The organism is Salipaludibacillus sp. CF4.18 (genome assembly GCF_051262595.1).
Classification (GTDB): domain Bacteria; phylum Bacillota; class Bacilli; order Bacillales; family Salisediminibacteriaceae; genus Salipaludibacillus; species Salipaludibacillus neizhouensis.
Genome location: NZ_JBIMEV010000012.1, coordinates 83,481 through 108,184, shown reverse-complemented (window position 1 = coordinate 108,184; position 24,704 = coordinate 83,481). Strand labels below are relative to the sequence as shown.

Genomic DNA, 24,704 nt, shown 5'->3' with positions numbered 1-24,704 from the left:
GTTATCACTAGTCCCTCTTATTTCTAGTTATGCAGATTCTTGCTTTTCTCTTCTCTTTTTCAGAAACAGTTCCCGACGTTTTTTCATCCCCTTCGTTATATAGCCACCTTTGAAATTCCGAGGCTCATAAGAAGCGACAAATGCCTTCTCTTCATATTGATCAATTAATCGATAGAACTCTTTTTCACGATCTCTTCTAGATGTACAATAGAGTAAATATCTATCGGCATCGATTCCCTCGACAGAAGAAGTAGATACACTAAATCCAACTTCACGAAGTCTATTTATTAATTCCTGGTTCTTTCTTGGAATGTTTGCTTCAATGGATACATAACCAATAGCCAGTTTTTCTTCAATTAATGCTCCTAAATATAAACCAACACCAAAACCTAATGCATAGGCTCCCATATTGTAATAATTTGATAAGTCACTTAAAACGATTCCTATTGCAACCACGTAAATCATACCTTCTAAAATACCAAGTCCAGAAGCCTTACCTTTTTGAGACTTTACCATCATTATCGTACGCAACGTGAAGATTGGCACATACAAAAGTTGTGCTAAAAATATTAACAATGCTTCTAATAACATAACATCCACCTCTTTCTAATTCCAAATATATTCTATACAGAGAATAGAGAAAAAGATATAGTTTTTATAAAAAAGTTTTCGAGAAATTTTGGCAACGATTTTTCTGTCTTTTTTTAAAGGTTATTTTTCATCAAAATATTTCTATTTTTGGTGGAGCTGTTTACCTGCTACTTTCTCAATTAGAGATGGAAATAGCTGATAGAGTTTCGAACCTATCCCCATCCACAAAGGTAAATTAAGTTCTCTTTTAGGTTTATCTATGAGTCGAACTATTTTATAAGCAACAACATAAGGATCAAGCATGAATTTCTTCACACTTTTTTCATACTGTCCGGTTTTATCTGCATGCTCAAAAAAAGCAGTTTGGACAGGGCCCGGATTCACAACACTAACGTAGATCGGCTTATCATGAAGTTCCATTCTTAAGGCATTAGCAAAACCCAACACCGCGTGTTTACTAGCTGAATATGCACTTGATTTCGGTGTAGCCAGTTTTCCTGCTTGTGAACCGATAAAAATTATTTGTCCAAAACCTTTTTCAAGCATATAAGGAAGAACTGCTTTCGTACAGGCAATCGTTCCTAAAACGTTTACCCTAAACATTGCTTCAATATCATTTATATCCGCATCCTCTACAAGATCAAATTTGGCGAAGCCTGCATTGTTAATTAATGTCGTTATCATCCCAATATTTTCATAAATGTGCTGGAAAGTATAGTGGATATCTTCTGTATTAGACACATCCAATTTATAAAAAGGGACTGTTATTCCTGTTTCATCAAAAATAGCTTCGGCTACTTTTTTTAACTTATCCTCTGATCTGGCTAGCAAAATTGGAGTGCCGCCTCTTCTCGCAACCTCAAATGCCATCTCTTCACCTATTCCTCCCGAAGCTCCTGAGATAGCTACTAGTTCATCTAAAAGTTTCTTTGTCACGCAGACAACATCCTTTCTTATATTCAAGTTGGTTATATTATAATTGTCAATTCAACGTTAGTCGAAAATAATATATTATTTCAAGTTGACATACTTCTTAAGCACATCCATAATAAGGAGAATTTAAATAATCAGAAAGTTTAGAAAAGGTGGAATCTTAATGACATTGAATATTACAATGATTGGTGCTGGTTCTATGGCTGAGGCACTAATCGGTGGTTGGGTAAAAGATAGCAAGGTCTCCCCTGACAGCATTATGGTCACTAACTATAGCAATGATTTTAAACTTCAAGAGCTTAAAAAGAAATACGGTATTTCAATATCTAGATCGGTAGATAAACTCTCCGAACATGCTGATGTTGTTTTCTTAGCATGTAAACCAAAAGATTGGGAAAAAGCCTTAGATCCCTTTCGATTTACCATGAAGCAAGGTACTCCATTAGTGTCCGTGATGGCAGGAGTAACCATACAATCCATGGAAAATTTCTTTGGGGATCATGCTATCCCAGTCATAAGAAGTATTCCAAATACTTCTGCCATCGTTCAAGCCTCGATGACTCCTTATTCAATCGGAAAGTGGATCAGCCTAGAAAACAAAAAAGCAGTAACGCATTTGCTTCAATTTGTTGGACAAATCGCAGAAGTACCTGAAGAGAAGATTGACGCGATGACTGCTTTAACAGGTACTGGACCCGCTTATATTTATTATCTAATGGAATCAATGGAAAAAGCCGCCGAGAAAATTGGCATCGATCCAGAATTGGCTCGTCACCTTGTTTCGCAAACATTACTAGGCGCTAGTATTCGGGTGCAAGAAAACGTGTTCTCCCCAAAGTCACTTTATGAGCAAATCATGAGTCCGGGTGGAACAACAGAAGCAGGATTTAACGTACTGAAGGAACGCGGCGTTCAAGATGCTATGGTCGAATGCATTGAGAAAGCTTATGAACGTTCACAAGAGTTGGGGAATAAGTGAAACCAAAGTAAAGGCTGGAAAAACGAACTCTAGGCGAATTCAAAGCAACAATCTAAAAGAAACATCTTTTATTTAAATGAGCATCACCACCTCCAATGATGAAAACATTGGAGGTTTCTTCTTTTATCCCATTCAAGTAAAATTGAAGAGTATTTGACTATTACACAATCAAATGACCTTCGGAGGAAATTATAATGACAGAAGAAAAACCGCAAAAAATCTGGAAACATACATTGCATAAGATTGTAGAAAGCACTCTTTTCATCAGCATCATTATCACGTTAATAGTAATAAATGCAATTATAGTAGGCTTAGAAACCTATCCTACTATTTATGAGGAATACAGCTCTTGGTTTTGGGCCGCTGATACTGTTCTTCTATGGATTTTCACAGTCGAAATAGCTTTAAGGTTACTGGCAGCGCCAAGTCTAAAACAGTTTTTTAAAAACAATTGGAACTGGTTTGATTTCCTCATAGTTGGTGCCAGTCATTTATTTATAGGGGCACACTTTGTCACCGTCTTAAGGGTCTTACGTGTTTTGAGAGTATTCCGTGCTATTTCTGTCATACCATCACTAAGAAAACTAGTAGATGCCTTGTTAATGACTATTCCGGCTTTAGGTAACATCCTGTTATTGATGGGAATTATCTTTTATATTTTTGCAGTCATCGGAACAATGCTTTTTCAACAAGTCGCGCCTGAATACTTCGGAAGTTTACAATTATCACTTCTTACCCTTTTCCAGGTAGTCACTCTGGAATCTTGGGCAAGCCAGGTTATGAGGCCTATTTTTGCGGAGCTCCCATGGTCGTGGGTCTATTTTGTGAGTTTTGTATTAGTCGGCACCTTTGTTGTCTTTAATTTGTTTATAGGCGTTATTGTTAACAACGTAGATAAGGCAGAGAATAATGAAGAAGAAACAGAAGACACACATGCAGAAGTGAAAGAATTACGTAAAGAAGTAAAAGAGCTCACAGAACTAATTAAAACCGAATTCTCCAAAAAGTAAAGATGCCCTCATTTCAATATCTGATCGTTCATTTGAAAAATAAGCATTCTTTTAGAAAATACCCTTAAAGCATTTCCAAATTTTTTTAGTAAAAACCAATAATTTTTTATAAATTATCTTGCTAAAAAGAACATTATTTTTATTCAAGAATAATGTTCCTCTATAGAGAATATGCTCTCTGACAATGCATCCAACAACTATGAAATCGGCGTATTTCCACGGTATATAAGCAAAATTGATATAATATTCCGTTTATTAAGGATGAAGAAAATATACCCAATAAGGATCGATTGTCAGATTATCTAACGAAAATTATTTCCTTCTAGCTATTCCATGATATAGTATGAAAAACGATGGAGAAGGAAGGGGTTCCTTTGGCATTTTCGTACAAAGACAAAAAAGTTATAGGAATAGGTATTGTCAGTGAGTTAACTGGTTTATCTGAACGCAAAATTCGATACTATGAAGAAAGAAAACTTATATTTCCTGATCGAAGTAAAGGTGGTACGCGAAAGTATTCATTTGATGATGTAGAAAGACTCGTAGATATTGCGAATAAAATGGAAGATGGTATGCAGACTTTTGAGATTCGCCGCGAAGAAATGAAGAAAACAGATGTTCGTGATAAAATGCTACGTGGACAATTAAATGCTGCATTTAAAATCAGAAAATAGTTTGTGCTCTGAAAAATGTGACAATGTTTTGGGTTTTCATACACTGTTTTTAGCAAGATTTTTAGTATCATTCAGCAAAATTCATTTTCATGGAATAATAGTATTTATTCTTTATAGAATTTTCGATTCAGAAAAGCTGGGATTAACTTTTAAAAAAACTGAATAAAAAGAACATTGTGGTTTTCACAATGTTCTTTTTATGTTCCTTCTTTACTTAGGACATTTGTCCGGTCATGCTCGGGAAAGGGATCACGTCTGCTGGTGATGTTTTCATTTGATAGCTATAACATTTATAACCCTCTTCATTGCGTTTCATAAATGTTTTTTTAGTTATTGGTCGCAGTGCTCCCCAGATAAGGGTTTCTGGCTGTTCCCACGAATGACATGCAATAATTTCTTGTTTAAAATAATAGGAGTAGCCCGAGATATAGTTTTTACAAATGTACCGAACTGTTTGTTTACTATGCACGCCTGATCACCTCTGAACTAGTATGTCATAAAATTAAAATAAATAAACGTTGTCATCATAGAATTGAAAAAACAGGCGTGTAAGCGATATCATTTCATTTGACTTTTCAACATTATTTGTCTACTATAATATAAGAGAGTATCAAAAAGGTTTGAATGATGTTAGCTAGGAGAAGGTCAAATCTTACCAAGGAAAGTGTGCATGAATTTGCAAAATTTAGAAGATGGAAAAATATTGAGTCACCCTATTCATACTTTAATATTGCCAGCTGAAGAGGTTGCTCATGTTCAGCCTGACAATAACTTAGAGCACGCCTTACTAGTCCTGGTAAAATCAGGCTATACCGCAATACCAGTTTTAGATGCAACTTTTAAACTAAGTGGATTAATAAGTAAAGCACAAATATTGGATTCAATATTAGGAATGGAACGAATTGAACTGGAAAAATTAGATCAATGGAAAGTTAAAGATGTTATGACAACAGATATTGCTTGTGTCGATGAAGACATATCATTTGAACGAGTTTTATCATACTCCATTAATCATCCCTTTGTATGTATTGAAAACGAACATAAAGCCTTTCTTGGCATCATTCCAAGAAGTAAAATCTTAGCGTACCTTAATGGATATTTTCATGAACAAAGAAAGCTAGAACGTCCGTAATTAAGTTATGTGCCGAACTGAAACCTAGTTCGGTCTTTTTTGTGTTAAATTCTATTTCGACATTAAAGGACCTCACATCATTCACGTTATGTGAATGATGTGAGGTCCTTACTTATGAATGCTATATCATTTCCACAACTAAATTTAATTCATAAATTTAGTTAACTGTTTTTCCCTATCAGAAAACATCCCTTTTAACATAAGGTTTACAATGAAAGGAGGCACGAATGATTCATATTCTACTCGATCAATCATCTTTGTTTTATTAGGACCTAGCTCTTTAAATGCATGCACATGGCGCCAAGTTTTGAATGGAAAAGGTAATTTTTCTCCTTCATCCATAAAATAAGCTTCTGGAACTACTTTAGTAATCTTCCCTTTCCAGTGTAGCCGCAGCAGAATAAAATCTAAACGAAGATGTACCGAAGCTCCTTCTTTTACATCTTTATCTCCAAGAATATCTATCTTTGGAAAGGCAGTAATACTAGCTAAATTCTCATTCGTCTGAAAAAATGACCAAACCTCCGAAATCGAACGTGGAAGCTCAGTTTTATAATAAAAAGTATGACGAAACATAGACACCCTCTTTTCCTGCTATTTACGCATAAACATTCACGAGTAAGCCGCGTATTTCTCCAACCATATTCAGAATATCTAACCCTTTTTTTTGTTCATTAAGAACAGCGTCCGTTAAATTCAAGAGTTTTTGGTCCACTTCTCTTACAATTTTATAAACTTTAGTCCTTCCTCGTCTATTAAAACCTTTTCGCTCCTCCAGACTCAATCCTAGTTTAACAGCATCATCCATAAACTCTTTAACCAATTGCTTGTACTTTCGAAGTTCATCTATTGTTCTCGATTCAGATAACGTCTTTCCCTGATCATCTATCTTAGTCAGCAGCTCATTCAATTTTTCATACTGAGCGTTATTACGACCTTGTTTCATAATTTCTTGAAAAGAAACCTTCGCCTCCGTAATGGCTTTTTTTTGATCTATCTTATTTAAACTGGCTCGTCCAACACGTTGCACATCCATTTTAGAATTCTCCTCTTTAAGTGGTTCTCGTTTCTTCATTATATAAAATTTTTATTAAATTAGATAGAGACCATCTTGTATATATCCTATCAGTTTCTTTGAATATCATGAACTTTATTCTATTTACAAAGTAAACTTTTTGGAAGGGTTTCTTCAATAAATCTTTATCAAAATCTTAAAGAAGCATTCAGTTGCATTGTATTTTAATCGTATCCTATCAGCTACCTTCTATTGCAACCTACTTTACAAATAAAAGAAAGACTACCGAGGCAGCCTTTCTTAGTCGAATTCTACTGTAATAATTGAAGAACACCTTGTGGCAGCTGATTGGCTTGAGCAAGCATTGCTGTTGCTGATTGATTAAGAATATTGTTCCGAGTAAATTCCGTCATTTCAAGGGCCATATCTGCATCACGAATACGAGACTCTGCACTCGATAGATTTTCATGGGTCACTTGAAGATTATTTATTGTATGCTCCATTCGGTTTTGTAAAGCACCTAGTTGCGCGCGAGTATCAGATACATAACTAATTGCTCTGTCCAAAACAGATATAGGGTCTTCGCCTTTTGCATATTCATCTTCATTTGCAATATTAATGTCTTTAATAGTGGTGGTAGTAAACTCTTCGTTTGTACCTAAGATATCAGAACTCATTTCTGGTATATTTATCTCAACGTTCTGACCTGAATTGGCTCCAATTTGAAAGAATAAATTATTATCATTACCATCTAATAGAGTTCGTGTGTTAAATTCTGTCTTGTCGGAAATGCTGTCTATTTCTTTCACTAATTCATCAATTTCTTTTTGAATTTGCTCTCTGTCTTCTTGTGTATTTGTATCGTTAGCACCCTGTACAGCTAACTCTCTCATTCTTTGTAACATCGAGTGAACTTCAGTCAATGCGCCTTCTGCAGTTTGGATAAGAGATATACCGTCCATCGCATTTCTTTCTGCTTGTTTTAAACCACGGATCTGAGACCGCATTTTTTCAGAGATTGCAAGCCCAGCCGCATCATCAGCAGCACGATTTATTCTTAAACCAGAAGAAAGTTTCTCTAAGTTTTTTGATGTAGCGTTTTGATTTTGGTTCAAGTTCCTGTATGCATTTAGAGCTTGTATATTATTATTGATTTTCATTACGTGAGCACCCCTTAAATTTATTCGTACTTAATATTTTGTTCATAAGCACTATTTTTCATCTTCAATGTTTTCTGAGAAGGGTCATCGTTTGACTTTAATGCCTTCGCCCAGGCTTCACTTAATGAATCAATAGTTGTGATTACTTCATCAATAATGGTTGTGTCTTTTTTAAAATTTGCTGTAACAAGTCTATCTGCCAAATAATTATAGAGTGCATCTAACTGATCTGCTATTATCCCAGCTTCATAGTTAATCCCCGCCCCTAATCGTTGGAAGATATCGTTTGTTTTTTGAAGTTTTTCATTAGCGACAAAATAGTTTTTTTCATCTATAGCTTGCTTCGCATCTTCCAGATTATTTAGGCAGGCTTCATACAGAAGTGCCGTAATTTCCTGAGGAGATTTTTTATGTAAAGCTTCTTTTGAAATCAATTCGTTCACCTCCATGAAAACATCGCCACATCCATGTATGTTTTCGTATCCATCCGTGTCTCTAATAGTATTATCGGTTACTTCCTATAAATAATTAATAGTTTCTTTCCATTTCTTCTATGAGTAATAACATTTCAGCAATAACCGCGTACAGCTGAGGAGGGATATTGTCTCCCAAATCCAAATCCAATAAATTTTCAAGTAGCATCGTGTCCTCTTCCAGGTGGATATTGTTCTCCTTGGCAAGATCAATAATTTTTTGAGCAACATATCCTTTCCCCTGAGCAACAATTTGAGGTTCCTCTCCATTCGCTTCATCATAACGAATGACCGCTGCAGAAGGACCATTTAATTTTCGCCGATTTACATGATTAAAATGCTTCGAGATCATCATATTTTAAAGTCAAATCCTTCCTTAGTCATAAACGGCAGCATTGGAGTTTCTTCTTGCGGCGTCTCGGCCGGTTTTTTCGCTTCTTCTGCTGGTGACATTGTACTCGTTTTAATAGCATTGATATGGAAACCAACCTCTTTAAGGTTTTCTAGATATTTTTGACCTATTGCTTCCGCTTTCTCGTTGAAATCCTGGGAATCATTTTTTAACGTCACATTCAGTGTTCGATCAGAAACGTTCAAGGAAATTCCTAACGCCCCAAGTTTCTTCGTTTCAATATGGAAATAAAGGTTACAATTCTCCCAATCTACTTGTTCTCCTTCATTTCTAGAATTCACAAATACTTGTAAATTCTCGGCTTCTCCTTTTAACATGATGGGTATTTGAAGCATTAACGTATGCATGTTTTGCTGAGAATCACTTCGACTGATTAATTGCTGTCCTGCCAAATGTTGAAGTGTTTGCTGAGCCTGCTGGTGGCTTCGGCTTCCTTCCTCTTCCCCTTTTGCCAACTGCATTAAAATAGATTTCATGTTTCGTTGCTGTAAATCTGGCGGAACTTCTTTTCCTGCCGCCAACAATTGTGCAAGCTCCGTTTCCCGGTTCATCCCCATCGCTCTCACGCCTTCAAATACTTGACGTCCCGATCCTTCTTGCGTCACGAAAGACCGAGAAACGTGGTCCATATGTTGTGATAATCTATGCACAGTAGGTTGTGGTTGTCTCCATTCTTGTTCTTGCGTTAAAAAGTGTTGCACGCGTTGATTCGATGGTTTAAATTGCATCGCATCCATCGTTTGTTGCACACTTCTCACTAATTGCCTTGCTTCCTGATAATTCCCTTTTGCCAACAAATTTTTCGCTTGAGCAAGATCACTGCTAGCTCCTAACATTTTTCTTTCTGTCTTCATATCCGCAAAAAGCATCCAGTCATTTTTCATAATTGACCGATCCAACTGTTGGATAACATTCTCAAGCATCGGTCTAGTTTGTTGAACTGAATTTTGCCGGAATTGTTGTATCATTGTGTCGATTCGACCCAATTGTTTTGACATATCACGTTGAAATTCCTTGAATTGATCTGTTGCTTGCGCTAGACGTTCAGTTACTTCTGTAACGAGAAAACTTTTTGATGATATTGGAGAAGACTGTAAAAAATCATTTTTCATATATTGTTGCATCTCTGTTTTAGAATCGGTTATTAATTGAGCTTGTCCTTCTTTTGGAATGGATTGTTCCACTTGTTGAAGAGTTTCTACCATTATTTGTCTTGCCTTTAGCTCTCTCCCTGATTCAAGACGGTCCGTTGCTTGTAACATCCCTTGATTTAATTGTTGGGTGGATTGAGCAGAAAGGCTCGCCTGTGGCATCTCTGACTTAACCGTTGCAATTGCTTTTGATAAGTCAGATTCATTTTCAATCATTCCGAGCCAATTGGTAACTGTAGGTATACTTTGTTGCACTTGGTTAGTTGAGTGTGTTTGATTACTTAGAGATGTTTTCTGTAGCTGCTGAGTTAATTGAAGCATTCGATCTGCCGCTGCTTCCCTTCCTGCTTTCGCTTGCGTAACAATCATTTCCCGAAGTGCTTGATTTACCTCTAGACGCAATTTTAGGTCACCAGTTTGCTGAACAACTTGCTGCAATTGCTCGATCGATTGCCGCACATTTTGTCCCGATTGCAAACTGCTGCGAACATTGTCTATTGCGCGTATAACTGCTTCTCTCGAAGGCACCCTGTTAGCTTCCCTCAATGATCCAGTCTGAGTAACAGGCTCTCTATTCACAGATTTAGTCATCTCTTTTATCTGGTCCGTTACTTTGGGTCCGTGTAAAGCTTCATGCACCGCCCGAAGTTGAGAAGAACTCGGTTCCAATCTTTTTTGTGCCATCATTTCAATCGTTTGACCTCGTTCTTTTTGCGTTCCACGTCCAGATTCTACATACTGTTTCAGGTCATTCGCTGATTCTTTCGTTAAAGGTACCCCTCGATCTAGCAGCTTTTGTGTTGATTGTACAAGTTCCTTACTAGGTTCCTTATGTCCTAGATCCCGTAATACGCGCTCAGCAGATTGTCCACTAGGGTTGTTTGTTGCCGTCCCTTTTGATTGCCCAGTATCAGCCTGAACCTCTTTTACTTTTATTCCGTCATTTGATTTTTCTTGGACTTGGATATTAATTCGATCGTTTTCAGGAACTTTCCCTTCAAACTTTGCGCGAACCTCTTGTCCTCGAATCGATAAAACAGCTTCCCGATCAGATATTCTTGATTCCACTCTTGCTTTATATATATCGCCTTCTCTTAATTGAGCAGGACGTTCGTTTCCTTTTGTTTGTATATTCAATGGTTGATTTTGTATTTCCATGGGTGATTCTCCTCCCAATACATCTCTACTTTCATATACATTATCGGTTTATAGGTGCAGGATGTTAAGACAATATAAGAAATCTGTAACTAGCCAAATCCACGTAAGAAAAACGGCATAGCCGTCTTTTATAAATTCTTATCTCACAAAAAAACGTCAACAGTTATTCTGTAGACGTTTTTGCTAATTCTCTTCTTCTTTATTAAATAAATCATTACGTAAAAAATCCTTTTCCAGACTTGTTCCCCGTCTCTTTCTGTCTCGTAATTGATCGCTTCGATCTGATTTTCCTATTTGGGTTCCTTTTAATAATGCACTCTCACCGTACTTATTTCTCAAGGCATCGACTATTCCGTTTAATTTGTCCTCTTTTTCCTCTTTATCATAGGCAAATAAATCTAATTGTTTATATGCTGATCCTTTTTCAACTAAATCCATTCCAGTCACACCTAACAACCGTATCGGATCTCCATTCCAATATTTCACCCATAACTCCCATGCGGCTGTAAAGATATCATCGTGCGAATGAACCGGATAAATAAGCTTATGTGACCTTGTTATCGTATTGTGATCATGGTAACGAATCGTCAATTGAATATTACCGGCATAAACATTTTTTCTCCGTAAACGACGTCCAACAGAATCGGAAAGGTTCATGATTACTTTTCGGACAAGAGCTTGACTCGTTGTGTCTTTTGGTAATGTTGTGGAGTTCCCGATGCTTTTAAATTCATTCACAGAATCCGGATCCACAGGACGATCATCAATTCCATAGGCTTTTTCGTAAATTCGCATTCCGCCTATTCCTAGTTTCCGTTGAAGCTTTTCCGGATCTGCGTTGGCAATATCACCAATTGTATAAATACCCATTTTTTCTAATTTCTCTGAAGTTTTACCGCCAACTCCATGCATTTCTATCGTTTTCAACGGCCACAGAATAGAGCTGACTTCCCGCTTTCGTAAAATGGTGATTCCCATCGGTTTTTTCATATCACTAGCCATTTTAGCCAGGAATTTATTTGGGGCTATACCAATACTACTGGGAAGCGCTAATTCTTTTTTTATGCGAACTTGGATATGTTTTGCTAGTTCTAGTGCTTCTAAGGAAATATTTGCGTCAGTTACATCCATATAACCCTCATCAATGGAGACTGGTTCTACTAACGGTGTGTACTCATATAATAGTTGAAACATTTGTTTAGAAGCCTGACGATACCGGTCAAAATTTGGTTCCCGTACAATAAGTTCGGGACACTTCTTTAATGCTTCCCAAAGAGGCATCGGCGGTTTAACTCCTCTTGCTCTTGCCTCGTAACTGGCCGTCACAACAATCCCTCTTCTTTCTTTAGCATTTCCCGCAATGGCTAAAGGCTTACCTAAAAGCTTTGGGTCATAAGCTGCTTCTACAGAGGCGTAAAAACTATTCATATCGACATGAAAAAGCACTCTTCCTTTAGCCATTATCTGACACCCGCTCTCAATAAATCTCTCTTTCTATTTTGCCTCTTTTGAACAAATAAATCAACGAACAAACGTTTCCAAAAAAATAAAAACCTCACTCCTTAGTAAACAGAGTTGGCTTTCCATTTTTACACATATGAACGTTTATTTCTTTTCTTCCAGTTATAATATGTGTTATTATAATGATTAATATAGTTGAGAGGTGGTCAGAACTATGCCGCAATTTGTCAGAAAAACATCCACTTATGATCTGGTTTTAATCCGAGTAGTGGAGGTAGTGACTGATTACGTAAGAAAGGAATGGCCATCACCTACCATACGACAACTTTCATCCAAGATAGGTTATTCCGAGGAAGTAATTCTTGAATCAATAGAATTTGGTACCATCGAGCCTGCCACCCTGTTGCAATAAAGAGAGTGGGGCTCTTTTTTCTTACATCTATTAGTATTCTATTTATCTTTTAAGTTAGTACTATTACTTTTCGTAGCACTCCCAACCCAGTCTACAAACTCTTTGCCATGAAAATGCAGATTAAATTCTCTGCTGAACTCCGCAACATATTCCATCATGACCGGATCATTGTCCCACTTTTCTTTAATGAAATTTAGTACTTTAAACTCTTTATGTAGCGATTCTTCTCTCTTCTTATCTCCTTTTTCCGTTAATTCAACGTAGGTTACTCGCAGATCTTTTGCGTCCTTTGACATGGATATTATTTCTTTTTTTGCGAGTCTCGTCATCATTTGCATGACTGTGGACCGGTTCCACAACCCTAATGTTGCAATCTCCGAAATAGAAATTTTTTGCTTAGAAAAGATAATCCACATGGCGTGCTGTTCGGCAAAAGTTAAACCTAACTCTTTTGCTTTACATTGCCACTCATCCTCTAATGCTTTTCCTATCCCCCGTACATAATTTAAAATGCGGTGCTCCAGCATTCCTTCGTCCATCTTCTTCCCTTCTTCCTAATGGTATATTACAAGTATCTTACCATATATTTCATAAAAAAAAAGAAAGAGGACATTCTCATAAGCCGATCACTCATCGAACTCCTCTTTGACTGTTATTGCTTTGCGGCCGTTTGGGTAATAGCAACCACTAGTTCTGCAGTTTTCACCAATTCCGTAATCTTAAGTCGTTCATTCGTTGTATGGATTGCTTCATAACCAACTCCTAAATTAATTGTAGGAATCCCAAAACCTGCAAATACATTAGCATCACTGCCGCCTCCACTTTGTTTCAATGTTGACTGCCTTCCTATATTAGAAACCGCCTTTTTTGCAATTTCAACGACCTGTTCGCCTTCCATATGCTTAAAACCTGGATAAATTAGCTGGATATCAACATCTACACTACCACCCATTTCAGTCGCCGCTGTTTCATACGCTTGTTTCATTGCTTGTGCCTGCGCTTCCATTTTCCCGGGAAGCAATGATCTCGCCTCTGCAAGAATCTCAACACGATCACAAACGATGTTTGTTTGACTTCCGCCCTCGATTCGACCGATATTCGCTGTTGTTTCGTCATCAATTCTTCCTAGTGGCATTGCTGCAATTGCTTTAGAGGCTATGGTTATTGCGGAAATACCTTTTTCAGGAGCGACACCTGCGTGAGCTGTTTTTCCGTGTACAACTGCTTTAACTTTTGCTTGAGTTGGTGCAGCCACGATGATCGTTCCAACATCTCCGTCACTATCAAGCGCATAACCATACTTAGCTATGATATCCTCTGCTTTAAAAGCTTTCGCTCCTACCAATCCTGATTCTTCACCAACAGTAATAATAAATTGAATCGTTCCATGCGCAATTTCTTTTTCTTTAATGACACGAACTGCTTCCAGCATCGCTGCTAAGCCAGCTTTATCGTCTGCTCCAAGAATCGTTGAACCATCCGTTTTTATGTAACCGTCTTCTATTAGGGGTTCTATCCCTTTGCCTGGTACTACTGTATCCATATGAGAAGTGAAATAAATTGGATCAACTTGCAAAGTTCCTTCTAACGTGCAAATCAGATTTCCTGCACCATGTCCAGTAATAGCAGTACTTTCATCTTCTTTTACAATCACTCCTAAATTCTCAAATTTATTCTTTAAAACATCTGCAATTTTGCGTTCATAACGGGTTTCCGAATCCACTTTCACCAGTTCTAAAAACTCTTCGATTAATCGTTGTTCATTTACCATCCGTAATTTCCCTCCAATGTGAAAATAGTTTGCTTTGTTATTGTAGCAAACTATTTGATCCCTTCCCAATTATAAAGAAATCTCGGTAGTAAATGCTATTAATAGATTGTATTTTCGGCGCACAGAGAGCCCTGAGTCTATACGTCACTTATAAACAAAACACGTAAAAACTATAAAGGTATATTTCCATGCTTCTTAAGCGGACGAGTTTCTTCTTTATCAGCTAGCATATCTAAACTTTGGATAAGCTTTATTCTAGTCTCCCGCGGATCTATGACATCATCAATCATCCCATTTGCCGCGGCTATATATGGGTTTGCAAATTTCTCCCGATATACTTCTATTTTTTCTTCGCGCGTTTTAGACGGATCATTACTGTCCTTTATCTCTTTTGCAAATATAATATTTGCCGCGCCATGAGGTCCCATTACAGCAATTTCAGCATTCGGCCAAGCATAAACGATATCAGCACCAATCGCTTTACTGTTAAGCGCAACATAAGCCCCTCCGTAAGCCTTTCTCGTAATCACGGTAATCTTTGGTACAGTCGCTTCAGAATAGGCGTAAAGTATTTTAGCGCCATGACGTATAATCCCTCCGTGCTCTTGTTGTACCCCAGGAAAAAATCCGGTTACATCCTCAAATGTAATAAGAGGGATTTGAAAGCTATCGCAAAAACGTATATGTCTTGCTATTTTATCTGATGAATCAATATCGAGACCACCTGCCATCACTTTCGGCTGATTGGCTATAATCCCTATCGAATATCCTTCCATTCTCGCAAAACCAACCACTGCATTTTTAGCAAAATTTTTATGTACCTCTTTAAACGTGTTAGGATCCACAATCTCTTTAATGATACCTCTTACATCATAGGACTTACTAGGATCCATCGGTACAAGGTCAAGTAGATCAAAAAGAAAGTCGTCTTTTTTCTTAAAAGCTGTTTTAGGAGGTTTTTCACCTTGATGCTGTGGTAAATAACTTAACAATGATCGGACCTCAAGAAGTGCTTCTTCTTCTGTTTTACAGGAAAAATGAGCATTTCCGCTCTTGGCACTATGAACAGATGCTCCGCCTAACTGTTCTGCAGAAATAGTTTCCCCTGTCACTGTTTCGATAACTTTAGGGCCGGTAATAAACATCTGACTCGTATTTTCCACCATAAAAACAAAATCAGTTATAGCCGGCGAATACACTGCTCCGCCTGCGCAAGGTCCCATGATCACTGAAATTTGTGGAATGACTCCAGAATAAATTGCATTTCGGTAAAAAACATGTCCATATCCATCAAGAGAAAGCACTCCTTCTTGAATCCGTGCTCCTCCTGAGTCATTTAATCCAATAAAAGGAGCTTTATTCTGCACAGCTAAATCCATCACTTTTGCAATTTTTTTAGCATGCATTTCACCAAGTGCGCCACCGTAAACCGTGAAATCTTGCGCAAAAAGAAAAATTTTACGCTTATTCACCTGACCATAGCCGGTAACAACACCTTCTCCTGGTGCTGACCCTTTTTTCATGCCATCTTCATCAAATCGGTGTTCCATAAACGGATTTAGTTCCACAAAAGTTCCTTCATCTACGAGTATATCAATGCGTTCTCTTGCAGTGAGCTTTCCTTTATTATGCTGCTTATCTCTTCTGTCATCTCCCCCGCCCATCTCAATTTTTCGCCGCTTATCATATAACTCGTTAATTTTATCGTACATGTCCATATTACTCGCCCCCTTTCTTTGTTTCACAAAGTTCGAGTAATGCGCCATGTGTGCTCTTAGGGTTTAAAAAAGCTATTGGATAGCCTGCAGCACCTTGTTTTGGCACCTCATCAATTAACGACACTCCTTGAGCTTTTAATTGCTCTAACCGCTCCTGAATGTTATCTACTGCCAACGCAATATGATGGACCCCTTCCCCTCTTTTATTTAAAAAATTCTGGATAGGACTGTTATTTCCAAGCGGCTCTAATAGCTCTAATTTCATATTTCCAATCGGTAAAAAGGCTACTTTGACTCCTTGTTCCGGTACTTCAATAATTTCCTGGACTTTAAGTTGAAAATGATTTTCATAAAAAGCTGTCGATTCTTCTAATGAATGGACGGCTATTCCTATATGATCAATTTTTTTGGGCGGATCTATTTTCCCTGTATATTCTCCGCGATGTTTTCTGACAGCTTGTTCTATAAAAGTTTCCACGACTTTTGTAGACGTCCCTGGAGTAAAAATCTTGAGAATGCCTTTTTTTTCAAGTGTTTTGACATCTTCCAGAGGAATAACTCCACCTCCAAAAACTAGAATATCCTCGGCTTCATTTTCTTTCAAAACGTTAAGCACTTCTGGAAAAAGCACATTGTGCGCTCCTGACAAACTCGATAAACCAATGACATCTACATCTTCTTGAATAGCCGCTTTTACGATTTGTTTCGGTGATTGTCTCAGTCCAGTATAAATAACCTCCATTCCTGCATCACGCAGCGCTTGAGAGATAACTAAAGCTCCTCGGTCATGTCCATCTAATCCTGGTTTAGCAATTAATACCCGTATCTTATCCACGATAGACTCCTCCTTGTATTACCCCTGATATTCTCCAAAAACATCTCTAAGGGCATGGCAAATCTCTCCAACCGTTGCATATTCTTTTACCGCTTCTATAATCACGTTCATTAAATTATCTGTGCCTCTTGCAGCTAACCTAAGCTGGCCTAATAATTCTTGTACTTTCTTTTCATTTCGACGATTACGGATAGCGGTCAGACGCTTTAATTGAGCTTCCACAAAAGCTTCGTCTACCTTCATTAAATCCGGTTGTTGTTCGTCTCCAACTTGAAATTTATTGACCCCTACTACAATATCTTCTTGATTTTCCAATCGCTTCTGCGTGTCATAGGCCGCACGATGAATTTCCCTTTGCATGTATTGTTTTTCAACTGCAGCCACAGCCCCGCCCATTTCATCAATTTGTTTAATATATTTTTGTGCTTCTCTTTCAAGATCATCTGTTAATGCCTCAATAAAGTAAGAACCACCTAAAGGATCAACTGTATCGGAAACACCAGTCTCATGAGCAATGATTTGTTGCGTCCTTAATGCGATTCTTGCGGATTCTTCTGTCGGTAGAGATAAAGCCTCGTCTTTTCCATTTGTGTGCAGACTTTGAGTTCCTCCCAGAACAGCAGCGAGCGCTTGAAGAGCAACACGAACGACATTATTTTCCGGTTGTTGAGCCGTTAAAGTAGATCCTGCCACCTGGGTATGAAACCGCAATTGCCAACTTTTCGGTTTTTTTGCATGAAATCTGTTCCTCATTATATTTGCCCACATTCTTCTTGCTGCACGAAACTTCGCAATTTCTTCGAAAAATCCATTATGGCCGTTAAAAAAGAATGCTAATCTTGGTGCAAAACGATCCACATCGAGTCCTGCTGCGATCGCAGCCTCCACATATGCTATTCCATTGGCTAACGTAAAAGCTAACTCCTGGACAGCAGTAGAGCCAGCCTCACGTATATGGTAACCACTGATACTTATCGTATTGAACGCTGGTACATTCTCTGAACAATATGCAAAAATATCGGTTATGAGTCTCATTGATGCTTTAGGAGGATAAATATATGTGCCTCTAGCAATATATTCTTTTAAAATATCATTTTGTATCGTCCCTTGAATTTCTTCTGTCGGAACCCCTTGCTTCTCTGCCACAGCAATATACATTGCCAGTAATACAGCAGCCGGAGCATTAATCGTCATCGAGGTGCTCACTTGGTTCAACGAAATTTGATCAAAGAGCATTTCCATATCCTCTAACGAATCAATCGCTACACCAACTTTTCCTACTTCCCCTAGCGCCATTGGATCATCTGAGTCGTATCCGATTTGAGTCGGTAAATCAAATGCTACCGATAATCCTGTCTGCCCTTGATCTAATAAGTAGCGAAATCGTTTATTCGTTTCTTTGGCTGAACCAAAACCCGCATATTGCCTCATCGTCCAGTGCTTACCGCGATACATCGTTCCACGTATCCCCCTTGTATAAGGAAATTCGCCAGGAAAACCAATTTTATCAATGTAAGCGCTGTCAATTTTACTCGGAAAATGACTTCTATTAACTGTAATATTAGACGAAGTATGGAATGTTTTTTCTCTTTCAGGGCGGTTGATTAACTCTTTTTCGATGCTTTCCAGCCATTTTCGAAGTTCACTTTTTTCCTCTTCCATTGCTTTGTCCTCCTTCACGCCCTACTTTAGTGGTAAAAGAATGATCTGAATATAACATATCATGACTCCCCTTAAGAATGAAGTATTTCTTTTCTTTTTTCAGTCATTCTCATGTTTCCTTTGATTTTCTTTTCATATCTACTTGAAAAATTGCTCATAACACTATAGTATATAAAGGAGAAATGTTAGAGGAGGGAAGAAACATGCCCCGTAAATTTCGAAAAGCAATCGTGTACATGATGATTATTGTCATGTTTTTAGGTACTGTTTTAATGGGAATCTCATTGTAATATTGACATACGAAAGGGCAGCCACAATTGGCTGCCCTTTTTTCTATCTGCTTAAAGCTCCGTTCTCTATTCCTAGCTCTTCCATTGATTTTTCACTGGATGTAACCAAAATTCTTGTACCTAATGGAATCTCTTCAAACAATATTTCCACATCTGCATTTTTTAATCGAATACAGCCATTCGTTACATTATGCCCTATTGAAGAAGGTCTATTTGTCCCGTGAATACCATAAACCCTGCCGTCTGTTTCCTTGGCATCGAAACCAATCCATCGGGTTCCAAGTGGATTTTTCTCATCACCGCCTGGAATATCCATTTTTCGATAATAAGGATTTTTTGCCTTTACACTAGCAGTGAACTCTCCCTGCGGGGTATCCTCACCATTCTTTCCAATTGCTACCTCAAATTGTTGCTTCACTTCTCCATCATCTATAAAGGCAAGCTCGTGAGAAGTTGTGTTTACTATGATATAAGGATCCCCTACAAGAGGATTCTCACCTAACGGCCAAATGGGTGAAATAACATATAGTACAGCAAGAAAGATAGAAAACATCAAGTCTCAGTCCTTTTTACGCTTATTCTCCATCATTTCAATGCTTCTTATTCAACGAAACACTTTATATTCTTTGATTGGTTTAAATTGCTCTTTTATTATTAAGTATTGTTCTAGTTCTCTTACGAGATGTGCAAGAGCAGATCTAGCTTCGAACTCATCCCTTGTTGTAGGTAAGGGCATATTTTTAAAAGATTCCCGAAGTTCTTCAATTTTTTCGATATAAATATGTGCCGTGTTCTTTGGATGTACTCCGTCGGCCAAATCATCCATAAAATCCGCGAGCATATCACCTTGAATAACCTGATAGTCCATAGATGTTAAAAGTGGCATCATTCGTTCAATAATATCCAACTGTTTTTCACGCATTTTAAAATAATGATAATAGACATCTTCATAACGGAGGACATGGTTTTCTAAATTTTGCAAAGCATGATTTTTACCTTTTTGGAGTATCGTGGTGGCTTCTGTAATTTCTTTGCCATCCCAAATGTTATCACCTACACGAATATACGCTGCAAATTCATGAAATATTTTGCCGTAACAGTCTTCGATTTCAGACTGAAGTTTTTCAAGACCCTTTTCTTTACTGGGCATATACAAATTTGCGATTAATGCAATACCAATACCAATTGATATTAGTGCTAATTCATTCAAAAACAATTCAAAACTAAAATCAGATACTGTATATATGTGCATCATAAGTACAAAACTTGTGACTATTCCCTCCTTGACCTTTAACAAAAGCGTCGTAGGAATAAACACTAGTAACACGATTCCTACACTCAAAGGAGTGTAACCAATCGTTTCAAAGATCAACACTGCAAAGGCAATTCCTATTAATGCTGCTAAGAATCTAGCCCAGGATATAGAAATTGATTTACGTCTTGTTTTTTCAATACATAAAACAGTAATAATTCCCGCTGATGCAAAAAAGTCTAATTGAAATGCTTGAGCAATCATGATTGCAATCGATGCCCCAACTGCTGTTTTGACTGTCCGATAACCGATTCTAAACATGTAGTTCACCTGATTTCTACTAAATAAAACAGTTTTATTTTCTATCCGTATTTTTTGTAAGTCTACACTATATATTCTTTTAAAACGATATGTAAAGATTTCTCTGCTGTTAATTAAAAAAAACTTCAGTATCTAAACTGAAGTTTTTGTAATATATGTATATGGTGCGCCTGCCAGGATTCGAACCCGGAACGCGAGAGCCGAAATCTCGTATGATATCCATTTCACTACAGGCGCAAAGGTGCGGAAGAACTTCATCCGCACTATAGGAGTATAGCAACTTCATTCAAAAAAATCAACCATTTCTAACAATTTCTTTAGATTACTCTGCTTTTTCTTCAAACATTTTCTCAAAACGCTCGTTCAATTGTTCTTCGTTATAGCCTAACTCCCCAAGTCTTCCGGCAAAATTCTTTGCCCACAAGGTAAGTCTTTGTGACATTTTGGCAAACTTTTTCGCTTTTTGTCCTTTTTCCTGTTTTGAGCGGTCTTCTGCGTTTGACATAACATTTTCGGAAATAAATAATGCTTTCCAAACGTCCTCTTCTGCAAACTGATCCGCTTGTTCATTAAATGTTTTGATAATCTTTTTATAATAATTTTCAAACTCATCAAATGGAATTTCCTCTTCCATTTTCAAATAAACTTGGATTTGTTTATATAATTCTTCCATCCTAACACTCCTTACCTAGATAAAATTTAATATGTATGAAAAATTCCGTGATAGCGTGCATTTATATGTGAAATCAGTCGACCGGAAATATTATACCACAAAGAAAAGACGGTTTCCACCGTCTCTTCAATAAATTGTTATTTTAAAGGGTTTACTTAAAGTATGTCTCAAATCCCTGTTCGAGTTTTTGGACTACTTCAATTGGTTCATGACCTTCAATTTCATGTCTTTCTAACATCATTTTGATTTCCCCGTCTTTTAAAAGTGCAAAGGAAGGAGATGAAGGAGCATAACCTTTAAAAAAGCTTCTAGCCTTTTCTGTAGCTTCCTTGTCTTGTCCAGCGAACACAGTTAGATAATTATCTGCTTTGATTTCGAAGTTCTTCATATAGGCTGCAGAAGGTCTTGCAATGCCCCCTGCACATCCGCAGACAGAATTTACAAGCACAACGGAAGTTCCTGGCTTATTAAAAACATCTTCTACGTCTTCTGGACTTTCCAGTTGCTGATATCCAGCTTCAATCATATCGTTACGAGCAGCTTGCACTACATCATTCATAAACATTTGAAATTCCACAAGTTACACCCTTTCTATAGTTGGACTGTAATTCTATTTTACATCGTTAGACGGTTGTTTACCAATATATTGTTTGATTATTTATATAGGATGTTCAAAAAGGTAGTTTTTTCACCTTTTTGAACATCCTATATGCAATGAGCGAAACCGCTGCATTGTCTTAGCCTGGAATGGTTTTCTCAGAACAGTCGTGCAGCGTGTGTAGCCTTGAATTTGTTGCTTTGTTATCAAGGAGGCTGAAGCATTGCCCGCGCAAAGCGTCCCCTTATAGCGGATTCGATTCCTTTGATCGAAGCATACAACATTCTCTAAAAATTTATAAATTCTTACCTGTTAAAAAAGTAACAGCAAGTAATGGAAACTTGCTGTCACCTCCGTTATATTATTGTAAAGCTGTTCTTAGTGTTTCAATGTTTTGCTCCATAAGGGAAAAATAATCTTCATCATTTTCGACATCTTCTTCTGTTAGTGCTTCAATGTTATGTAACCATAACTCTTTCGCTCCAACTTCTGTCCGAACTGTTTCGGCAATATCTGTAGGGATGCTCTGTTCAAACATTACGTAATTAATCTTATTAGTATCCATAAAATCGATTACATCCTGAATTTGTTGAATCGACGGTTCGTTTGTTGATGAAAGACCGGAAATAGCAGATTGTTTAATACCATAACGCTCTTCCCAGTACCCGTAACCAGCGTGAGAAACAATAATTGTATCTTGAGTTATTTCATTAGCCATTTGTTGAAAGGAATCATCTAATTCTTCTAACTCCAATTTAAGTTCTTCAAAATTCCCAGTAAATTCTTCTTCCATTTCCGGATTAATTTCCACTAAAGCGTCTTTAATATTTTCTGCAAGCTGGATTGATCGGATTGGATCCAACCAAACATGAGGATCTTCTTCCCCATGAGCATGCTCCGTACTTTCAGTGTCTGTTTCATTATTTTCATGTGCATGATTATTCTCTTCGTTGCTCTCATGTGCATGATTGTTCTCTTCGTTGGTCTCATGTGCATGACTGTTCTCTTCGTTGCTCTCATGTGCGTGATTGTTTTCTTCGTTGTTCTCATGTGCATGATTGTTTTCTTCCTCATGGCTTGCTTCATCATGACTATGATCAAACCCAATTAGATCTATTCCGTCTGAAGCAGCTAGTATTTTCACATCTTGAGAGTCAACCGCATCCTTAATACTATCTGCAAATCCCTCGAAATCTGCACCATTATAAATAAATAAATCCGATTCAGCAATTTCGATCATTTGATTAGCAGTAGGCTCAAACGTATGTGCATCTGCTCCAACTGGGACGATGTTAGTCACATTTACGTGCTCACCGCCGATGCGGTTTGTAAACTCTTCCAGAGGGAATAACGTCGTCATAATCTCTATCGTTTCGGTAGATTCATTTGCTTCGTCTTCCCCATTGTTGTTTGAATTCACAGTGTTTTGGCTATCTCCACAGGCGGATAACATCACTGCTGTAACTAAAAGAACAGAAAAAATAATTATTCGTTTCTTCATTTTCTTCCCCTTTCGTAACTATTACGTTTTGTTTTATTTACAAACAGAAGTATATCGTACAAATTACGATTTGTAAATAATAATGATTACGATTCATGATTAAATATGTATTCCTTATTTCTTAAGTCCAAGAACAATAAAATAACACACAGAAAGATACGCTTCTCGCGCTCATTCTATGCGTTATTAAAACACTCTATTGAATCTTTCAGTTTTTTACATATTCAATGTATTCTCATTCATATTCTCTAATACATATTTAATGTGCCCCATAAATTTACCGGAGATTAAACCATCCAATACACGATGATCTAATGACATGCATAAATTCACCATATGACGAATAGCTATCGCATCATTTTCCAGAACAACTGGACGCTTAACAATCGATTCCACCGAAAGAATCGCTGCTTGAGGTGAGTTTATAATTGGCTGTGATTGAATCGAACCGAAGGAACCTGTGTTATTTAAAGTAAATGTTCCATCTTGCACATCTTCTTGCTTCAATAAATTGTTTCGCGCTTTTTTGGCAATGTCATTCAATTCACGGGCAAGCCCTTTGATGTTCTTTTCATCAGCGTGTTTAATGACAGGCACAAACAATCCGTTATCAGTAGCAACGGCCATGGAAAGATGAACATCCTTATATTGAATGATTTTATCTCCTGCCCATTTCGAATTTACTTCAGGATATTTTTTTAACGCATCTATTGTGGCTTTCATAAAAAACGGTAAAAAAGTTAATTTAATTCCTTCATTTTTTAAAAAATCACCTTTTATTTTTTCCCGATAGCGAACAAGGTTCGTTACATCTACTTCGATCATCATCCATGCATGAGGTGCCTCATGTTTAGATTTGACCATATTTTCAGCAATCGTTTTACGAACCCCACTTACGGGAACCTCGATTACCCTATCGTCAGAAGAAGTAGCTGACTTTTTATAGTTCGAAATTTCAGCGTCAGCAACACTGTCTTTTGCAGACAGTTTAGCAGCGGTTGAAGATTCGGATATTTCGTTTGATTCTGGCGTAAAACCTTTCTCAATAAGCGCAAGCAGATCTTTTCTGGTCACTCTGCCGCCTTTTCCTGAGCCATTGACTTCAGTGAGATCAATACCATGTTCTTGTGATAATCGAAGCACAGCGGGTGAATAACGCTTTTTATGAGAGGAATCTTCAACCTCCTGTAAGGAACTAGTTTGTTCCTGAACAGCATCTGATGTTTTTTTATCCTCAGAGGAGGGACTATCTTCTTCCTGTTTCACAGTTTGTCCTTCTACTTCCATATAACAAATAACTTTCCCAACATCAATTTTTTCATCTTCTTGTGCAATTAATTCTTTAATAACCCCCGTGTATGAGGAAGGAACCTCTGCATTGACTTTGTCCGTCATTACTTCCGCAAGAGGATCATATTTATTCACTTTATCTCCTGGCTTCACAAGCCATTTTGTAATCGTTCCTTCTGTAACACTCTCACCTAATTGAGGCATTGTAATTTCTGTTACCATCTATATAACC

At 37.5% G+C, this 24,704-nt stretch carries 27 protein-coding genes and 1 tRNA gene; 6 read left to right on the top strand and 22 right to left on the bottom strand.

What is annotated here, in order from left to right:
- Positions 1 to 27: 27 nt before the first annotated feature.
- On the bottom strand, positions 28 to 591 hold the full coding sequence (locus ACHABW_RS10510) for a DUF2179 domain-containing protein (RefSeq protein ID WP_435755252.1): 564 nt from the start codon (positions 589 to 591) through the stop codon (positions 28 to 30).
- Between the two features lie 141 nt (positions 592 to 732).
- Positions 733 to 1,527, bottom strand: a complete 795-nt coding sequence (locus ACHABW_RS10505) for an SDR family NAD(P)-dependent oxidoreductase (RefSeq protein WP_435755251.1) — start codon at positions 1,525 to 1,527, stop codon at positions 733 to 735.
- A 160-nt stretch (positions 1,528 to 1,687) separates the two neighbouring features.
- On the opposite strand from ACHABW_RS10505, the gene proC reads away from it, so the two are divergent.
- The 3 genes from proC (at position 1,688) to ACHABW_RS10490 (ending at position 4,187) form a co-directional block, all read left to right on the top strand.
- The gene (gene proC / locus ACHABW_RS10500; protein WP_435755250.1) at positions 1,688 to 2,503 is read left to right on the top strand and encodes a pyrroline-5-carboxylate reductase; all 816 of its coding nucleotides are present in this window, start codon (positions 1,688 to 1,690) and stop codon (positions 2,501 to 2,503) included.
- Between the two features lie 194 nt (positions 2,504 to 2,697).
- Positions 2,698 to 3,513, top strand: coding sequence for an ion transporter (locus tag ACHABW_RS10495; RefSeq protein ID WP_110936551.1), 816 nt, complete (start codon positions 2,698 to 2,700; stop codon positions 3,511 to 3,513).
- Positions 3,514 to 3,887: 374 nt separating this feature from the next.
- On the top strand, positions 3,888 to 4,187 hold the full coding sequence (locus tag ACHABW_RS10490) for a MerR family transcriptional regulator (RefSeq protein WP_435755249.1): 300 nt from the start codon (positions 3,888 to 3,890) through the stop codon (positions 4,185 to 4,187).
- A gap of 214 nt (positions 4,188 to 4,401) precedes the next feature.
- On the opposite strand, the gene ACHABW_RS10485 is transcribed toward ACHABW_RS10490, so the two are convergent.
- Entirely contained in the window at positions 4,402 to 4,656 is a 255-nt protein-coding gene (locus tag ACHABW_RS10485; RefSeq protein ID WP_435755248.1) for a hypothetical protein, read from the bottom strand.
- Between the two features lie 201 nt (positions 4,657 to 4,857).
- Here ACHABW_RS10485 and cbpB point away from each other — a divergent pair, with 201 nt between their 5' ends.
- Complete coding sequence (cbpB, locus tag ACHABW_RS10480; RefSeq protein WP_435755247.1) at positions 4,858 to 5,319, top strand: cyclic-di-AMP-binding protein CbpB; 462 nt, start codon at positions 4,858 to 4,860, stop codon at positions 5,317 to 5,319.
- Between the two features lie 144 nt (positions 5,320 to 5,463).
- Here cbpB and ACHABW_RS10475 read toward each other — a convergent pair whose 3' ends face one another.
- The 7 genes from ACHABW_RS10475 to ACHABW_RS10445 form a co-directional block, all read right to left on the bottom strand.
- Entirely contained in the window at positions 5,464 to 5,895 is a 432-nt protein-coding gene (locus ACHABW_RS10475) for an SRPBCC family protein (protein ID WP_435755246.1), read from the bottom strand.
- 22 nt (positions 5,896 to 5,917) lie between these two features.
- The gene (locus ACHABW_RS10470; protein ID WP_435755245.1) at positions 5,918 to 6,355 is read right to left on the bottom strand and encodes a YaaR family protein; all 438 of its coding nucleotides are present in this window, start codon (positions 6,353 to 6,355) and stop codon (positions 5,918 to 5,920) included.
- A 290-nt stretch (positions 6,356 to 6,645) separates the two neighbouring features.
- Positions 6,646 to 7,494: a flagellin Hag gene (gene hag, locus ACHABW_RS10465; protein ID WP_435755244.1), complete on the bottom strand. Its 849-nt coding sequence runs from the start codon at positions 7,492 to 7,494 to the stop codon at positions 6,646 to 6,648.
- A gap of 20 nt (positions 7,495 to 7,514) precedes the next feature.
- Positions 7,515 to 7,937: a flagellar export chaperone FliS gene (gene fliS, locus ACHABW_RS10460; RefSeq protein WP_435755258.1), complete on the bottom strand. Its 423-nt coding sequence runs from the start codon at positions 7,935 to 7,937 to the stop codon at positions 7,515 to 7,517.
- Between the two features lie 85 nt (positions 7,938 to 8,022).
- Positions 8,023 to 8,322, bottom strand: coding sequence for an EscU/YscU/HrcU family type III secretion system export apparatus switch protein (locus ACHABW_RS10455; protein WP_183040892.1), 300 nt, complete (start codon positions 8,320 to 8,322; stop codon positions 8,023 to 8,025).
- Positions 8,319 to 10,688 (bottom strand): hypothetical protein, encoded by a 2,370-nt coding sequence (locus ACHABW_RS10450; RefSeq protein WP_435755243.1) that lies wholly within the window; start codon positions 10,686 to 10,688, stop codon positions 8,319 to 8,321. The genes ACHABW_RS10455 and ACHABW_RS10450 overlap by 4 nt, the downstream gene beginning before the upstream one ends.
- A gap of 183 nt (positions 10,689 to 10,871) precedes the next feature.
- Complete coding sequence (locus ACHABW_RS10445; protein WP_435755242.1) at positions 10,872 to 12,149, bottom strand: DNA polymerase IV; 1,278 nt, start codon at positions 12,147 to 12,149, stop codon at positions 10,872 to 10,874.
- Between the two features lie 214 nt (positions 12,150 to 12,363).
- Here ACHABW_RS10445 and ACHABW_RS10440 point away from each other — a divergent pair, with 214 nt between their 5' ends.
- Entirely contained in the window at positions 12,364 to 12,561 is a 198-nt protein-coding gene (locus tag ACHABW_RS10440) for a hypothetical protein (protein WP_435755241.1), read from the top strand.
- A gap of 38 nt (positions 12,562 to 12,599) precedes the next feature.
- On the opposite strand, the gene ACHABW_RS10435 is transcribed toward ACHABW_RS10440, so the two are convergent.
- From ACHABW_RS10435 to ACHABW_RS10415, 5 genes are all read right to left on the bottom strand, one after another.
- Positions 12,600 to 13,100: a transcriptional regulator, SarA/Rot family gene (locus ACHABW_RS10435; RefSeq protein WP_435755240.1), complete on the bottom strand. Its 501-nt coding sequence runs from the start codon at positions 13,098 to 13,100 to the stop codon at positions 12,600 to 12,602.
- A 113-nt stretch (positions 13,101 to 13,213) separates the two neighbouring features.
- Complete coding sequence (locus ACHABW_RS10430; protein ID WP_435755239.1) at positions 13,214 to 14,332, bottom strand: M20/M25/M40 family metallo-hydrolase; 1,119 nt, start codon at positions 14,330 to 14,332, stop codon at positions 13,214 to 13,216.
- Positions 14,333 to 14,502: 170 nt separating this feature from the next.
- Positions 14,503 to 16,050 (bottom strand): acyl-CoA carboxylase subunit beta, encoded by a 1,548-nt coding sequence (locus ACHABW_RS10425; protein WP_435755238.1) that lies wholly within the window; start codon positions 16,048 to 16,050, stop codon positions 14,503 to 14,505.
- Between the two features lies 1 nt (position 16,051).
- Positions 16,052 to 16,888, bottom strand: a complete 837-nt coding sequence (gene mce, locus ACHABW_RS10420) for a methylmalonyl-CoA epimerase (RefSeq protein WP_435755257.1) — start codon at positions 16,886 to 16,888, stop codon at positions 16,052 to 16,054.
- Positions 16,889 to 16,903: 15 nt separating this feature from the next.
- Positions 16,904 to 18,547, bottom strand: a complete 1,644-nt coding sequence (locus ACHABW_RS10415) for an acyl-CoA mutase large subunit family protein (protein WP_435755237.1) — start codon at positions 18,545 to 18,547, stop codon at positions 16,904 to 16,906.
- Between the two features lie 182 nt (positions 18,548 to 18,729).
- Between ACHABW_RS10415 and prli42 the strand changes: the two genes are divergently transcribed.
- Positions 18,730 to 18,837, top strand: coding sequence for a stressosome-associated protein Prli42 (gene prli42 / locus ACHABW_RS10410; protein ID WP_220693795.1), 108 nt, complete (start codon positions 18,730 to 18,732; stop codon positions 18,835 to 18,837).
- Positions 18,838 to 18,880: 43 nt separating this feature from the next.
- Here prli42 and ACHABW_RS10405 read toward each other — a convergent pair whose 3' ends face one another.
- From ACHABW_RS10405 to ACHABW_RS10375, 7 genes are all read right to left on the bottom strand, one after another.
- A complete protein-coding gene (locus tag ACHABW_RS10405; RefSeq protein WP_435755236.1) occupies positions 18,881 to 19,390 on the bottom strand; it encodes a L,D-transpeptidase in 510 nt (169 codons plus the stop codon).
- 51 nt (positions 19,391 to 19,441) lie between these two features.
- Positions 19,442 to 20,410, bottom strand: a complete 969-nt coding sequence (locus ACHABW_RS10400) for an aromatic acid exporter family protein (protein WP_435755235.1) — start codon at positions 20,408 to 20,410, stop codon at positions 19,442 to 19,444.
- Between the two features lie 162 nt (positions 20,411 to 20,572).
- Positions 20,573 to 20,647: transfer RNA gene (locus ACHABW_RS10395), tRNA-Arg, on the bottom strand.
- Positions 20,648 to 20,732: 85 nt separating this feature from the next.
- Positions 20,733 to 21,083, bottom strand: a complete 351-nt coding sequence (locus ACHABW_RS10390) for a hypothetical protein (RefSeq protein WP_110936569.1) — start codon at positions 21,081 to 21,083, stop codon at positions 20,733 to 20,735.
- 151 nt (positions 21,084 to 21,234) lie between these two features.
- Positions 21,235 to 21,648 (bottom strand): BrxA/BrxB family bacilliredoxin, encoded by a 414-nt coding sequence (locus tag ACHABW_RS10385; protein ID WP_110937669.1) that lies wholly within the window; start codon positions 21,646 to 21,648, stop codon positions 21,235 to 21,237.
- Positions 21,649 to 22,042: 394 nt separating this feature from the next.
- Positions 22,043 to 23,182, bottom strand: coding sequence for a metal ABC transporter solute-binding protein, Zn/Mn family (locus ACHABW_RS10380; protein WP_435755234.1), 1,140 nt, complete (start codon positions 23,180 to 23,182; stop codon positions 22,043 to 22,045).
- A gap of 216 nt (positions 23,183 to 23,398) precedes the next feature.
- Entirely contained in the window at positions 23,399 to 24,694 is a 1,296-nt protein-coding gene (locus tag ACHABW_RS10375) for a dihydrolipoamide acetyltransferase family protein (RefSeq protein ID WP_435755233.1), read from the bottom strand.
- Positions 24,695 to 24,704 lie beyond the last annotated feature (10 nt).

What these genes read in the sequence shown, in the direction of transcription:
- ACHABW_RS10510 (WP_435755252.1), bottom strand. Translation starts at nt 591, where the DNA reads ATGTTATTAGAAGCATTGTTAATATTTTTAGCACAACTTTTGTATGTG.
- proC (WP_435755250.1), top strand. Translation starts at nt 1,688, where the DNA reads ATGACATTGAATATTACAATGATTGGTGCTGGTTCTATGGCTGAGGCA.
- ACHABW_RS10495 (WP_110936551.1), top strand. Translation starts at nt 2,698, where the DNA reads ATGACAGAAGAAAAACCGCAAAAAATCTGGAAACATACATTGCATAAG.
- cbpB (WP_435755247.1), top strand. Translation starts at nt 4,858, where the DNA reads ATGAATTTGCAAAATTTAGAAGATGGAAAAATATTGAGTCACCCTATT.
- ACHABW_RS10475 (WP_435755246.1), bottom strand. Translation starts at nt 5,895, where the DNA reads ATGTTTCGTCATACTTTTTATTATAAAACTGAGCTTCCACGTTCGATT.
- ACHABW_RS10470 (WP_435755245.1), bottom strand. Translation starts at nt 6,355, where the DNA reads ATGGATGTGCAACGTGTTGGACGAGCCAGTTTAAATAAGATAGATCAA.
- hag (WP_435755244.1), bottom strand. Translation starts at nt 7,494, where the DNA reads ATGAAAATCAATAATAATATACAAGCTCTAAATGCATACAGGAACTTG.
- ACHABW_RS10455 (WP_183040892.1), bottom strand. Translation starts at nt 8,322, where the DNA reads ATGATGATCTCGAAGCATTTTAATCATGTAAATCGGCGAAAATTAAAT.
- ACHABW_RS10450 (WP_435755243.1), bottom strand. Translation starts at nt 10,688, where the DNA reads ATGGAAATACAAAATCAACCATTGAATATACAAACAAAAGGAAACGAA.
- ACHABW_RS10445 (WP_435755242.1), bottom strand. Translation starts at nt 12,149, where the DNA reads ATGGCTAAAGGAAGAGTGCTTTTTCATGTCGATATGAATAGTTTTTAC.
- ACHABW_RS10440 (WP_435755241.1), top strand. Translation starts at nt 12,364, where the DNA reads ATGCCGCAATTTGTCAGAAAAACATCCACTTATGATCTGGTTTTAATC.
- ACHABW_RS10435 (WP_435755240.1), bottom strand. Translation starts at nt 13,100, where the DNA reads ATGGACGAAGGAATGCTGGAGCACCGCATTTTAAATTATGTACGGGGG.
- ACHABW_RS10430 (WP_435755239.1), bottom strand. Translation starts at nt 14,332, where the DNA reads ATGGTAAATGAACAACGATTAATCGAAGAGTTTTTAGAACTGGTGAAA.
- ACHABW_RS10425 (WP_435755238.1), bottom strand. Translation starts at nt 16,050, where the DNA reads ATGGACATGTACGATAAAATTAACGAGTTATATGATAAGCGGCGAAAA.
- ACHABW_RS10415 (WP_435755237.1), bottom strand. Translation starts at nt 18,547, where the DNA reads ATGGAAGAGGAAAAAAGTGAACTTCGAAAATGGCTGGAAAGCATCGAA.
- prli42 (WP_220693795.1), top strand. Translation starts at nt 18,730, where the DNA reads ATGTTAGAGGAGGGAAGAAACATGCCCCGTAAATTTCGAAAAGCAATC.
- ACHABW_RS10405 (WP_435755236.1), bottom strand. Translation starts at nt 19,390, where the DNA reads ATGTTTTCTATCTTTCTTGCTGTACTATATGTTATTTCACCCATTTGG.
- ACHABW_RS10400 (WP_435755235.1), bottom strand. Translation starts at nt 20,410, where the DNA reads ATGTTTAGAATCGGTTATCGGACAGTCAAAACAGCAGTTGGGGCATCG.
- ACHABW_RS10390 (WP_110936569.1), bottom strand. Translation starts at nt 21,083, where the DNA reads ATGGAAGAATTATATAAACAAATCCAAGTTTATTTGAAAATGGAAGAG.
- ACHABW_RS10385 (WP_110937669.1), bottom strand. Translation starts at nt 21,648, where the DNA reads ATGTTTATGAATGATGTAGTGCAAGCTGCTCGTAACGATATGATTGAA.
- ACHABW_RS10380 (WP_435755234.1), bottom strand. Translation starts at nt 23,182, where the DNA reads ATGAAGAAACGAATAATTATTTTTTCTGTTCTTTTAGTTACAGCAGTG.
- ACHABW_RS10375 (WP_435755233.1), bottom strand. Translation starts at nt 24,694, where the DNA reads ATGGTAACAGAAATTACAATGCCTCAATTAGGTGAGAGTGTTACAGAA.